The organism is Terriglobia bacterium (assembly GCA_020072785.1).
In the GTDB taxonomy this organism is placed as follows: domain Bacteria; phylum Acidobacteriota; class Terriglobia; order Acidiferrales; family UBA7541; genus Acidiferrum.
Window position 1 is genome coordinate 342,514 of sequence record JAIQGG010000002.1, and the last position, 12,344, is coordinate 354,857.

15 protein-coding genes are annotated in these 12,344 nt (G+C 52.6%); 7 read left to right on the forward strand and 8 right to left on the reverse strand.

Annotated features, from left to right (window positions below; all coding sequences use genetic code 11):
- Positions 1–12: 12 nt before the first annotated feature.
- From LAN61_04805 to LAN61_04830, 6 genes are all read right to left on the reverse strand, one after another.
- Positions 13–1,173 carry a tyrosine-type recombinase/integrase gene (locus tag LAN61_04805; GenBank protein MBZ5539825.1) on the reverse strand — a complete coding sequence of 387 codons (1,161 nt, stop codon included), beginning with the start codon at positions 1,171–1,173 and terminating at the stop codon, positions 13–15.
- A gap of 338 nt (positions 1,174–1,511) precedes the next feature.
- Positions 1,512–1,787 (reverse strand): hypothetical protein, encoded by a 276-nt coding sequence (locus LAN61_04810; protein ID MBZ5539826.1) that lies wholly within the window; start codon positions 1,785–1,787, stop codon positions 1,512–1,514.
- Positions 1,788–2,063: 276 nt separating this feature from the next.
- The gene (locus tag LAN61_04815; protein ID MBZ5539827.1) at positions 2,064–3,092 is read right to left on the reverse strand and encodes a hypothetical protein; all 1,029 of its coding nucleotides are present in this window, start codon (positions 3,090–3,092) and stop codon (positions 2,064–2,066) included.
- A 474-nt stretch (positions 3,093–3,566) separates the two neighbouring features.
- On the reverse strand, positions 3,567–3,806 hold the full coding sequence (locus LAN61_04820; protein MBZ5539828.1) for a hypothetical protein: 240 nt from the start codon (positions 3,804–3,806) through the stop codon (positions 3,567–3,569).
- Positions 3,799–4,053 (reverse strand): hypothetical protein, encoded by a 255-nt coding sequence (locus tag LAN61_04825; protein MBZ5539829.1) that lies wholly within the window; start codon positions 4,051–4,053, stop codon positions 3,799–3,801. The genes LAN61_04820 and LAN61_04825 overlap by 8 nt, the downstream gene beginning before the upstream one ends.
- A gap of 245 nt (positions 4,054–4,298) precedes the next feature.
- Entirely contained in the window at positions 4,299–4,625 is a 327-nt protein-coding gene (locus LAN61_04830) for a hypothetical protein (GenBank protein MBZ5539830.1), read from the reverse strand.
- 1,048 nt (positions 4,626–5,673) lie between these two features.
- On the opposite strand from LAN61_04830, the gene LAN61_04835 reads away from it, so the two are divergent.
- From LAN61_04835 to LAN61_04855, 5 genes are read left to right on the forward strand one after another with little or no spacing between them, the layout of a single operon-like run.
- Positions 5,674–5,925, forward strand: a complete 252-nt coding sequence (locus LAN61_04835; GenBank protein MBZ5539831.1) for a hypothetical protein — start codon at positions 5,674–5,676, stop codon at positions 5,923–5,925.
- A complete protein-coding gene (locus LAN61_04840) occupies positions 5,922–6,305 on the forward strand; it encodes a hypothetical protein (protein ID MBZ5539832.1) in 384 nt (127 codons plus the stop codon). Before LAN61_04835 ends, LAN61_04840 begins: the two co-directional genes overlap by 4 nt.
- Positions 6,302–7,639 carry a ThiF family adenylyltransferase gene (locus LAN61_04845; GenBank protein ID MBZ5539833.1) on the forward strand — a complete coding sequence of 446 codons (1,338 nt, stop codon included), beginning with the start codon at positions 6,302–6,304 and terminating at the stop codon, positions 7,637–7,639. The genes LAN61_04840 and LAN61_04845 overlap by 4 nt, the downstream gene beginning before the upstream one ends.
- Entirely contained in the window at positions 7,636–9,171 is a 1,536-nt protein-coding gene (locus LAN61_04850; GenBank protein MBZ5539834.1) for a phosphotransferase, read from the forward strand. Before LAN61_04845 ends, LAN61_04850 begins: the two co-directional genes overlap by 4 nt.
- A complete protein-coding gene (locus tag LAN61_04855; GenBank protein MBZ5539835.1) occupies positions 9,168–9,707 on the forward strand; it encodes a hypothetical protein in 540 nt (179 codons plus the stop codon). Before LAN61_04850 ends, LAN61_04855 begins: the two co-directional genes overlap by 4 nt.
- Before the next feature lie 188 nt (positions 9,708–9,895).
- Here LAN61_04855 and LAN61_04860 read toward each other — a convergent pair whose 3' ends face one another.
- The gene (locus tag LAN61_04860; protein ID MBZ5539836.1) at positions 9,896–10,408 is read right to left on the reverse strand and encodes a hypothetical protein; all 513 of its coding nucleotides are present in this window, start codon (positions 10,406–10,408) and stop codon (positions 9,896–9,898) included.
- A 19-nt stretch (positions 10,409–10,427) separates the two neighbouring features.
- Positions 10,428–11,087 (reverse strand): helix-turn-helix domain-containing protein, encoded by a 660-nt coding sequence (locus LAN61_04865; protein MBZ5539837.1) that lies wholly within the window; start codon positions 11,085–11,087, stop codon positions 10,428–10,430.
- Positions 11,088–11,207: 120 nt separating this feature from the next.
- On the opposite strand from LAN61_04865, the gene LAN61_04870 reads away from it, so the two are divergent.
- Positions 11,208–11,867 carry a hypothetical protein gene (locus LAN61_04870; protein ID MBZ5539838.1) on the forward strand — a complete coding sequence of 220 codons (660 nt, stop codon included), beginning with the start codon at positions 11,208–11,210 and terminating at the stop codon, positions 11,865–11,867.
- 76 nt (positions 11,868–11,943) lie between these two features.
- Positions 11,944–12,309: a hypothetical protein gene (locus tag LAN61_04875; GenBank protein ID MBZ5539839.1), complete on the forward strand. Its 366-nt coding sequence runs from the start codon at positions 11,944–11,946 to the stop codon at positions 12,307–12,309.
- The last annotated feature ends 35 nt before the right edge of the window (positions 12,310–12,344 follow it).

Below are 12,344 nucleotides of genomic sequence, written 5' to 3' on the forward strand. Positions count from 1 at the left end.
CAATAGAATGAGTCAGTTAAGGCGACGGTTTTTCCCGTGTACCCCGCGTGTACCCTGAGTTTCAAAAGCGATGACCGGGTCTCGGCGCCACGCATTGGTCAGATCCGCTTCTAATTGTTCCTGCCGCGAACGCACCCAAGGTGCGTAGTGCTTTTCCGTAATGCGGACGCTTTGATGCCCAAGCAAGATCGAAACCCGCTCAATCGGCACACCAGCGAGCAATAGCTCAACGGCGAATGTATCTCGGAATCGATGCGGGTGAGCGCGTTCTACCTTTGCCAGTTCAAAGAGCTTAGATAACCTCTTCCTCCAACTACCAACAATTGTTTCCAGGTTCAGCGTACCGTCCCAAAAGAAGTGTTTCTCTGTGACTTTCGGGCTTGTGTCCAACGCTTTGAGCAAGAAGTCAGGGAGAATTGTGTTCACAGGGACACCGGTCTTCTGGGTGTATAGGAAGAGTTTGTTTCCTTCAATCCGGTCGCTCGTCAGGCTGACCGCGTCACCGATTCTCATGCCGCTGTAGCGAAGCAGCAAAACTAACGCGCGCATCCGCCGGGCGTTTTCCGAACCGCGTTCGGGGAATTCATCCTTATATTTGTCGACGGCTGCCAGAATGCGCAGCATCTCTGTGCGAGTATATGGCATCGTGGGGCAGAGAGTGATTTTCGGAGCTTTCAAATCGGTGGCCGGATTCTCTGGCATCCACTTCCGCTTCTGGGCGAACCGAAAGAATGCCCGGAGACGTTCGAGTTTCTTCGCGCTTGAACGCGGGCCGTCTTTCCACCCCGAACGAAACTGGCTCACTGAGGGTAAGTCGAATTCGTCCAGAAAATGCAACCCGTGCCCCTGCCCATACGTTTCCATTTGCCGTTTTAGCAATTTGTACTTTCGGACCGTAGACTGGTGTAGTTTTCGAGCTTCTACATCAGCAAGAAATTCTTTCCATGCATCCTCCACGCTCTTTCGTTCGGGCCGCGATGTGCGGCGGTCTTCGGCCTCCCATTCACGAATCATTTCTTGGGCACGCTGCCAGTCGCGGAGCTTCAAGGACTCGCGCATATCTTTCCCGGCGAGTACGCCATCAACCCAAATGGGACACTGGCAGTGTCGGTGTTTCCGGCCTTTCGCTCGTTGTTTGCAGTTCTTTCGATGACGGCGATAAATCGTCAGCATTTCTTCTTTCCTACCTTGCTGCACCTTTCAAGGATAGGCGCATGTATACTCGCTCCACAACCGTCTGCGGAATTCGCAACGTACGATATCGTCTCTTCCCTCGAGGACTTCTCTCCCCAATCACAAGCACACCAGGCTCGCTGTCGAAAAGGTCACGGATTTTATCAGCGCTCAGGTTCCACATTTCGGCGAGTTCCGTAACGGCGTAATGCCGCTCGGCATGCGCCGTATGGTCGGGTTGTGTTGAGACTGGCATCTCTGGTTCCGGGCTCCTTGTATTCGCTGGATAGTCCAACCTCAGCGGATCGTTCCTTGTCCGCTTGTATGAATAGCCTGCGCTAGAACAATTTGTCTGGCTCATGACCTCCAGGTCGTTTTGCTCCATGCGCCTTTTCTTGAAGTAATGAACTGGGCTTGTCTGAATGTTGGGTTAACCATGCAAGGAACTCGTCATCCTTATTGAAGAGGAGCTTCAGTGCCTCTGCAACGACGTATGCCGGCGAGCCGTCAATGAACTCCGCATACTTTCGGAGCTTAAAGTTGACATCTTCCTCGACGCGCACTTGTATGGTTGCGTTCCTAAGCTGTTTCGCGGGTGTTCTCAGAAGCGGCATGTCGTTCTCCCTCCTCCCCTGTGGGCCTGCGTAGCAGGCCGTCATGCAGATTGAGTTGCATCGTTGTTCCGCTGTGTAAACAGGAAATCTATGAAATTTCTGTCGGGGCTGGAGCGACCGCCACGGTTTCGGTGGCAAGATTTTGGGGTCGCTCCAGCCCCGATGGGTGTCTTGCCGGTGACCAATTGCAACTGCCGCGCTCGGCGCAACCTTCGTATTTTGGTTAAGTTCCGTTCACCGCGGCGGTGAACGGAACTGTGAATGGGGTAGTGCGGTCTAGTTTTCATGCATGTTCACCCGCGATATAAGTCTGTCGTCGAGAGGCGTGTGTTCGTTGCCTACGAGATAGGTATCGAAGAACACCGTCCGGTCCGGGATGGGTTGCGAGAACTCAATTCGCAACTGCCGTTCATCAAGCCGCCTGGCATACCAGTCCCGATATAGCTCTTCGAAGCGCTCGCCGCGAAACCTGCGGCGGGCTTCCGCCAGAAACTCGAAATCTTCGGTTACCGGGACGATGTATTTGTGGCTCTCCCATTTGCGCCGGATTTCGAAGTAGCGGAAGATCTCACTCGAAACGTCGGCTTCGATGGGCCGTTTGATGGCGTTCCGAAAACTGGCCTCGGCGTGGCCAAATTGGGTCAACCTCGGGGCTATGTAAAGAAAGCGGAAGGATTGCAAGTGGCGGAACAGGGACTGGTAAGCGCCGAGATGCGAGGTGAAGTTCGTGAGGCTGGCGCAGCCGTGGTCGACATAGGTGAATGTGACCACAGGCGGGAGACCTGGGAATGGGGGAGCCAGAAAGAGAGGAAACTTGTCGACAAAAAACCGGATTGTCGGGTGGCTTCCGGGAAGGCCTTCATAAACCTTGGCCGGAAGAGCCTCTTTGGGGACACACAGAGAGTCGCAGAAGAAATGAACCTTTTCTTGCTCGGTTTCGAGGAAGTCATATTCGGGGTTCTCCAGGATAAAGTCCAGGAGCACGAGGCGCGTGCGGATGTAATCAAAGGAATGCCGGCGGCGGTTGCGGAAGTTATCCTTTTCGATGGGCTTGTAGATGGTCCGGGAAAAGAGATGAAAAATCGAACCGGTGCCCATGTAATCGCGAACGGTGGCGTGCGCGTGTTTCAGAAGCTTCAGCGTGAACGTGGTAGTACGCTTCCCCCGGCGGGCACCAGCAAAGGCGAGGAACTGACGCATGGTGAAGTAGCCCGAGTGGGTGGCGACGATATAGAGGAAGCGCGCCTCGGATTCCGTGTAGCCCAGGACGGTAATCTGCTCGATATGGGAGGTTGGAAGGTTCATGGAGACCAAATGTCGTTTTCTAATGAAGCGACGCTCCTCGCAGGAAAATGAGTCGAGAACAACTCCTCTATCTACCTAATCAGCGGCGAAAAAGGAAAATGTGTCGCTCTTTAATAAAACTTTTCGCAGGAGGTTCCGTATGGCATCACGGTGGCCGGGGACGACACGGGGGTGGGCAGTGCTGCATGGGACGGAAAGGTCTCTTCTAATCATGCCCGTGCTCGCTACGGGCTGGTTTCAGCGCGGTACTGAAGGTCTCCGGGGACCGCTCAAGGGACCCTCCGGCGGTCGAATCCGGTAGCGCAGCAGCTGGTTGACTGAGCCTGCCTCCCGGAGCCGCACCACGCTCCATTCCAGGATCAATTCCACGATCTCCTTGGACTGTTTCCGCTCCCCTGCGGCAAACGCCTCGATCTCCTTGAGCAGGCTTTCGCGTATGGATACGCAGAGCGGCACCCTGGACCAGTCCATTGCTCACTTCCCCTTCGGCGCGTGGATCGCCGGGCGCAGCCTCGCCAGATCATCCCGCAGCCGAATCTCGGACCGCAGTAACTCCTCCGTGCAGCCAGCTTCCTTAAGGTGCTTGGAACTCCACTCGATCAGCAACTCCGTGAGATTGCCGAGTTTCCGGTGCTCCCGGGCGGCAATCTCCTCAAGTTCGGCGCGTAAGGCTTGCCGGACCCGCACACTGATTTGTGCTTTCCAGTCACCCACGACTCACCTCCTTCTTTTTGTTGCCCGGAAGTCCCCCGGTTGCGGTGGGGGTAGTTCCCGTCAGCCGAATGCCGCACTGAAGCAAGCGGTCCGTTGAGCCAGCAACCTTGAGCTGCTCGAAGCCCCACTCCACCAACAGCACCCCAAGGTTGCCGAGCACGCGCTTTTCCCGCTCAGCAAATTCCTCCAGTCCCGCTCGCAGTTCTTGGCGGACGCGCAAACTAAGCGGTACTTTCCATTCGCCCATAGCTCACCCCCTTTTCACTATCCAGGCAGTATCCCGTTGTTGGGTAGCCCCTTTGGAATGATTTCCCCTCCGCAGCAAGCGCTCCGTCGAGCCAGCCGCTTTAAGCTGCTCGTAGCCCCATTCCAGGAGAATCGCTCCCAGATTGCCCAGGGAGCGTTGCTCGCCAGCGGCAAACTCCACCAGTTCAGCGCGGAGTTCTGGCCGAATACGCATAGTGACTGACATTTTCCATATGCCCATCGTCGTTACCTCGGAATCGGCTTCATGTATTCGCGGATGATGTCGAAGTCGAAAGTCTTCGCGTCGCAGATGTCGGCCCCGGCGATGAACATGTTGCAGGCGTAGCGGAGCGAGAACTCTGTCTTATCGGTGAAGCGGACAGAGATATAGATCGTCCCGTCCTCGATGGAATTGTTGATGAAATCCACGACCTTGCCATGGACCTCGGGATATCTCCTGCGCAGCCGTTCGTGCCGCTTCTTTATCCGCTCGTCGAGTTGCCTGTTTTCCTCGGCGCTAATCGGGGTTACGGACGTGCCTCCGACCCGCATGACCTTCGGCTTCTTCGTCATGGCAATAAATCCTTTCCGCGGCGTGGTGGCCGCAAGTTGGGCGGTGGATGGAACCGCCGGGACACACGACACCTGACGGAGCCGGTTGCCGGCACGGAGAGAGAGAGGAAATCAGCCTAATAGGACTACGTCACAGGTTTACGGCGGGGGATGCGCGATGCGCGGAGGGATGCTCAGGGGAATGAACTGCTGCGGTGTGCCATGCTGGAACAAAGCGGGTTGCGCCAAAAACAGGAACCCGCTACCTTCTTCGATAGCCATCGTTGCCTCCTTATCCGAGGTGATGCTGGTCAGGGGCGTGTCGGTGCTCAAACACCGGCGCGTCCCGTTTGCTTAATTGGATTACTTCTTGCCTTTCCTTCTACGACTTCCTTTACCCCAATAATGCTTGTCCTTATATTTTCTGACCTGCTCTATCTCGGCTTCGGTCCAGAGTCGAATACTGAGGCCCCCAACAGATTGAACAGGAGGTGCGGGGACCTTATTCGTATGTATCCATCGATGCAGTGTGTCATTTCCGATCCCCAGAAGCTTTGCGACCTTTACCGTAGAGTAGGTCTTCATTCATAGAATCCTAAATGCATTACTATTTGTCAAGCACAAAATCACACCCGGCAGGACAACCCCTCATAGCCCCATCCGGCCCGCCTTGAAGAGTACCGCAATCCTCACCCGAATCGAAAGCCCCTGCGAGCATCCCTCCGCTATTGAAATCAATTGTTCTGGCATCTATAAAGCTCGAATCCCAGAAGCTCTGGCAAGTGCTGAGGCTCAAGTTGATCGACTTGACCATATGGAGCCCAGCCATCTGTCGATCCTCGACCGAAATGTGGATTAGGTTAGTACCACTAATTATTTGGCTAATGAATTGCGCGTTTGCATCGGTCTCAGGAGGAGAGGTGGTATTATTGCTGCTGTCGTTCAAGGCATAGTAAACTTAATTACATCAAACGAGGTTCGATGGACAAAAATGCGAGAGAAGCAAAGATCGATGATGACACGTGCCGCTCGCTGGCACATAATTCAGGCTGCTTGGAGGAGAATATAAATGGATGAACCGAAAAAAGAGCGAACATATCACTATTTTGTTGATGGAGTGAAATACGAAACGCAAATGTCTTCGATCACGGGAGCCGAGATCAAGGCCAAGATTCCAAACTTTAATCCAAGTTACAGCCTATATTTGGAAGGGCAAGGGGGCGAACCGGATAAGCTAATTACCGACACCGATTCTGTCCCACTCGAACACGGCCCCAATCGTTTCCATACTGTTCCTCCAGCCTCCTTCGGCAGAAAATGAGTATTCTGGAAACGCAACTTGCAGATCTCAAGGCACAACCTGGCTGTGCCGATGCAGAGGTCCAGTTAGTGCCCGATGGTTCTGCCATCATAACGATCCCCAATGTCACGCTCCCGACTGGATGGTCTAAATCTGCTACGACAATCCGATTCGTGGCTCCAGTTGGATACCCACATGCAAAGCCCGACTGTTTTTGGGCAGACACTGACCTTCGATTGCAGAGTAATGCGATGCCACAAGCTACAAACATCACACCTATACCTGGAACAGACTTGAGCAACTTGTGGTTTTCGTGGCACACGATGCATTGGGATCCCAATCGAGATAGCTTGACGACGTACCTCAATGTTGTGCGACAAAGATTTAAGGAGCCAAAGTGAACGATACAGTTGTATTCCCCGGCGCGACATTTCAGCGCCTTCGAAGCCAACTGCTTGCAAGCGATCGTGAAACGTGTGCGGTGCTTCTTGCTCTGCCTTTGCAGGTTGGGAGAGGCACAAAATTTATAGTCAAAGAGGAGATTTACTTTGGAGAAGGCGATTACGTTGAAAGGTCGGGCTTAAGATCTTCCCTGCGATCAGAAACTGTCTTTACCATAGCGCAAAAGGCAAAGAGGCAAAATCAATCTGTCGTTTTCGTTCACACCCATCCGGGTGTCCACGGTTTTCCGCAATTCTCAACAGCTGATGATAAAGGGGAAGCTGTCCTAGCTCCGTTCCTTAAACAATACTTTCAGACCGAGTTGGCCCTCAGTTTGATCCTCGCTGCAGGCGGCTGCGCTGGAAGGATTATCCCTTGCGGAGCACCTTTGCGAATCGTTGAAGCAAGTAGTGAGTTCACTTTTCTTTCTAAACTTGACGCAGAGGAATCAGAATTCGAGCGCAGTGATCGTCATATTAGAGCCCTCGGCAGATCTGCCGTACCGATCCTCCAAAATCTAAAAATCGGAATCGTTGGACTGGGAGGCACGGGTTCACTAACCGCCCAGCAGCTTGCTTATTTGGGAGTTCGTGATTTTGTCCTGATGGATGACGACGTGATTGAATTGACAAATCTCAATCGTGTTGTGGGCGCAAGTCAGACCGATGTGAATCGACCGAAGACGAAAGTTACTGAAGATCTCATCAGGCGGATAGCCCCTGCTGCAAGGGTGCGCATTTATGATGAGAGTGTTCTTGAAGATGTCTCGGTCCGAAAATTGTTGGACCGCGATCTCTTATTCTGCTGTACCGACTCTCACGGTAGTCGTGCCGTTATGAATCAGTTTGCTTATCAGTATGTCATCCCATGCATCGATATGGCGATCAGCATCTCGACTACGGATGAAAAGATCTCATATATAGTCGGGCGGATTCAATTGCTTGCTCCTGGTCTTGGATGTCTGACCTGCGGTGGACTTTTGGACGCGGGAGAGGTTCGCGTAGACTTGATGAGAGAGCATGAGCGGCGGCGGGACCCCTACTTCCTTGGTCAAGCTGAACCTCAACCGGCCGTGATCTCCTTGAATTCAACCGTGTCATCACTTGCTGTAACTATGTTTCTAGGCACGATCACCCATGCGCCCTTGAATGCCCGATTCCAGCACTATGACGCCATCGCCGGAATTGTCAGAAGTGTTGAGCATCGTCCAAGACCGAATTGTATTGTTTGCTCCGAATCAGGCGCACTAGCTAGGGGAGACACCTGGCCGCTGCCGACCCGGAAGTCGCCATGAACGACCACGCACCTCGCCTTATAGTTCTCTGGTCCGGAGCGCCGCCGTCTGATGTAATCGAGACTGAATTTCAGCGAAGAGGACTTGAACTAAGGATTGTTTCCAATGCGAACGAGGTTCGGGCGCATCTCCCTCTTTCGCGTGCCTTAGTATTTTGTGTTCCCACACTTAACCAGCAAGGTGTCACCGCCATTCTGCTTGCGTGCGCGGAATCAGTAGTTGTACACGGATTGGATCTGTGGATCCTCCCTGAAGACGAGGCTGTAGGAAAAAAAGTGCAGGAAGAAATGTACACTGCCTTTAAGAGATTTTTTAGTGGCAGAGAAGTGAGTCTACAATTTCGGCTCGCTCCGCACTTCGAGGAGCTCAAAGCTGCTCCCCATTTAATTCCTGAAGCTTGCGCACGCTACAGGCCAGGGCCACGCCCAAAAGCCGACTTGAAGCTGAGTCCGAAACCAACAGTAATTACTCGAAAGTACGGTCCAACCCTCGCGGAACTCTTGAGACGCTCGTTTAATGATTGCGTCCAGATTGAGCTTGAAGAACTGAGTGGCGGATATTCAGCCAAAGTTTTCAAAGTGCACGCAAGCTTTGAGCAACGCCGACTTGTTAACAGGCCCCTACCGTTCTATGCCAAGTACGATCTTCTCTTCAAAATCAATCAGGAACTACAGAACTATGAAGACCTGGTTGAAGCGGCTGTGCCTTTCAATCTGCGACCAAATCTGGACCCCAGTCGATGCATTCGGCGAGGTTACACCCATGGCTTAATCGTGGGCAATTTTGTTGAATACTCAGAGCCTCTTTGGGAAGCTGCTCGGAGGGGTCATGGCGCTGGCCCTATATATTCGCTTTTTGATCAAGCGTTCAAGAGTTGGCGACTTAACTCTCAGCGAGAAACCCATCAGTCTATATTCCAAGATTTGGACGCAGCCAATATTCGCATCGAAGTCGATCGGATTGATGAGAGGAGAATTGAACATGTCAAAGCATTGGGAGCCAAGACAACTCCGAATGAGCTCTTGTCAGTCCTCAAGCGACTTCCGGCTCTTCCTCATCGCAAGGGTGTTATTCACGGCGATCTTCACGTCGGCAATGTTCGGGCCCGCGGAAACGATGCCGTGCTCATTGATTTCTACTCAGTGAACAGCGGAGCACCGCTAGCTTTTGACCCTGCAACTCTTGAAGTGAGCTTGGCATTTGCAAAATATGAGAATGGCGACGTCGATTCTGACTGGAAAGACACGATAGCTAGGCTCTATGATCCTTCCACTTTCCTTAAACCCCCTGAGCCCGCGCTGCAACAGCATAAGCGTGAATGGTTGTGGAATTGCGTGAGGCAGCTGCGAACGATTGCCCTGTCTCGGGAAGAACCCGATGGCACTCGTGAATATCAAACTGCGATCACCTTCGTTCTACTCCGCAGGATGATATACCCTTCCGATAAGCGCTATCCCGAATCCAGATTCGCAGTTGGATATCTGATCGCGGAGAGTCTACTTCTGAACCTCGCAAGTGAAGCGGGTATATGAACATGAGGGCGAATGCGGTCAGGTTTAAGGGCTTCGTCGCTGATCGAATTGAAGCCGGTGCGGTACTAAAGAAACCGGGCGACCTTGCCGTCATCAGTAGGGAGAAAATGCCTCGTTGGATCGTATTACGTTGTCCGAGCGGATGTGGTGATGATGTTCTGTTGAATCTGGATCGCAGAACCGGACGAGCCTGGTCTCTTTATAGAGAGTCTGGCAAGCGGGTCTCGATATACCCTTCAATCTGGAGGGATACGGGGTGTGGGAGCCATTTTATCGTCTGGAAGAATCGTGTTATCTGGTGCGACTATGATGAAGCACTCCTGGATGTCGGCGAGGCAATTGATGCTGACAAGTCTGCCTCCGTTCTAAAAATCATCGGCGAAAGTCAAACGTATATTTCTTATGAGGAAATCGCGACACGTCTCAACGCGATTCCATGGGAGATTCTCACGCTTTGTCATCGTTTGGTTCGCGAAGGTCTAATCGAAGAAGGGCGCATTAAAGAGCGAGGGAGATTTAAGCTCGTTGACAGATAGGGCATGATGACGAGTCTGGGTTAGTGGCAATATCCCGTCGCGCTTGGCTGTCGGACTGCTATTGACCTGCTCATCCGTAAGATTGGCCGTTCTTGAATCCCTGTTCTACTCTGACGTTTAACTTATTGAATCCGCTCACGGAATAGCCGTGATTTTCCATGTTCGGAATACAGTATTTTTTGAATCGTCTAACCTTTGCGAAAATAGGCTTCTACCCAGAACTCAAGGGTCTTGTCGTGCCAATCGAGGGAGCCTGTTAGGGCTGGCCGTAGTTCCATTGCGTACCGCTCCCGCAAAACCTCTTGGTCGAGATGCAGTGTCTTCGCCAGATACTCAACATCCTCCCGGTCTCGCGGTCCATTCCGGCTTATCTTTGAGAGAACCAAATCGTAAGGGTCGAGAACGAAGAGCCGCATGTTTTTGAAGCGTTCGGGGAATAGCTCTTTCATCCGCTCTTCGTAGCTCTCTGGTACGGATGCGACCGCCGCATGTTGCACATGGACCTTATACTTTCGCGCCAAGGGTGAACCTTCCCCTGCTATCTCTTGTAAATCACGTGCGCGATTGTAGGGAACGAGGGAAAAATAATCCAAGTCATTTGTGCTTCGCGGCAGTCCGTAGGCAGCGACAATCGCAAATCCGCCGATGCAGTGAAACTCGAAAGGCTCACTGAGGAGGCCGTCAAGTTCTTCTAGAAACATGGCCCACGGTGAAGGAAGGTCAGACGGCATAGCGCAACATATCGGGCCGCAGATCGCTCAGAAGATTCCATTGCCGTGCTTCTTCTGAGCTATGCTCTCGAAGCCAGCGGCGCTCTGGTTCGTTGAGTTCCTTGCAGAAGGAATCTTCCCTTTCGAGTTTGCTCTCGGCAAGTGCTTTTTCAGGTTCTCGAAGAACGTCGTTCCCGCTTGCCAGTCTTGTCAGAGTCACAGTGAATCCTAGGCGATTTTGCAGGTTTCTCATTCGAGCCTGTGGAACTAGCCAGTCAAAGTCCATGTCTGGATAGCGAGAAACGAGCCAGGGGAGACCTTCGACAACGCGGGCCTCAAGATTACGTTGGGCCAAAGCCGCCAGCAAAAACTCAACCGGGTTCACTTTCCTTGTTCCTCGGCGAAAATGTGCGAAACCAGGGTATCCCAGGGAAGCAAGCTCGAAAGCCAAGAAATCAGGAGTCACGTTCTTAGGAACCTCAGAAACAGAGAGTACCGTAGGCGGCAGCCCGTATACGTGCATCAGTTTTCGAGCAAGCTCAGGAGAAGGATTTCTCTCACCTCTCTCCAGCATCGAAAGATAGGCTTGGGTCACACCCAGACGGTCAGCGGCCTGCTGTTGGTTGTAGCCAAGCTGTAGTCTAGCCTGTTTTAGTTGTTCTGAACTCATGCAAAATTTATAACACCAAGTGTTATAAGTGTCAAGAACATTTTAGCAGAACCGAGGGACGGTTGTTGTGTGCTAGACTCTCTGCCATGCCTGAATGGATTGGATTGGCGACGAAGGGCATTGCAGTGTCATCAAAAGGGACTGCCGTATTCCGACCAAACGAAGCCCTTCAATTTTGTCCTTAGCCCGATCATCAACGCCCTAACCGGCGGGCGTCCGGTCGGTGCGGACCCAGACAAATTCACGCTGATCACTCCGTTTGCTTCCGACAGTTCCCTTTGGTATGGCAAAACCTTCGTTAATATCCACGATGAGAAATCGTATAAGTTGGCGCAGCCTGGGAAACGCTTGCCTCATGAAGCAGAACCAAGTACCTACGGCGATATAGTCAGTCGATATCGCTGGCACAAGGAGGCAAAGAGCTTGGCACCAGACGGAAAGCCCTGCGCCTCGCACACCGCCGGCTTACTGCGTCGCACACCGGTGTTTGCAGCCATTCCATTCCGATCCATCGGCAAGGAAACGGACCGACGGTGGGAACGAGAAGAAGACATCAGCTTGATTGAGCCCCTTACCGTGGAGTACACGCCAAATGAGACCGAGCACCTAGTCGCCGACCCGATCCTCCAGCTTGAAGCTCGTCGGGTGTCGAATCGGAACCTAGCCAGGACGGCGGGAGTAAGTGCGAGGACCGTCAAGGATATTCGTAAAGGGAAGCGGGTTAGAAAGGCAACAGCTAAAAAGTGCATTGCAGCGCCGGATTTATGTAAGATTAAGTAGTCCTGACTGAACAACCTCGCGCCCGCTGTCGGCGATACCGATTGCAGGTCCAGTCTTAATTAGGTGTGAAAGAGTGATGGTTCACCGACCAAACATCGATCCTAATCTGGCTTTCGTCCTTATGCCGTTTAAGCCTCCTTTCGATAGTTACTACGATGAAATCATCAGACCAGCCGCCAAATCGGTCGGCCTTGAAGTTCGAAAGGCAGACGAGGTATACGGGACCGGACCAATAATCAATGACATCTGGAAGCAGATTTGGGCTGCAACTGTTGTCATTGCGGACGTCACCGCCTACCCGTATCCGTTTCCGATTGTGCCAATGGGAACACACGACAAACACGACGCTGTTGGGCATCTTTCACGCGACGGTCGGGTTCACGTTTTCAACAGTGCAATCGTCGAGCAACTTGTCCGTGCTGGTTTACGCGCACGTGTCTAGGAAAATGGAACCAAATCATCTGGCGCAATCTTCAC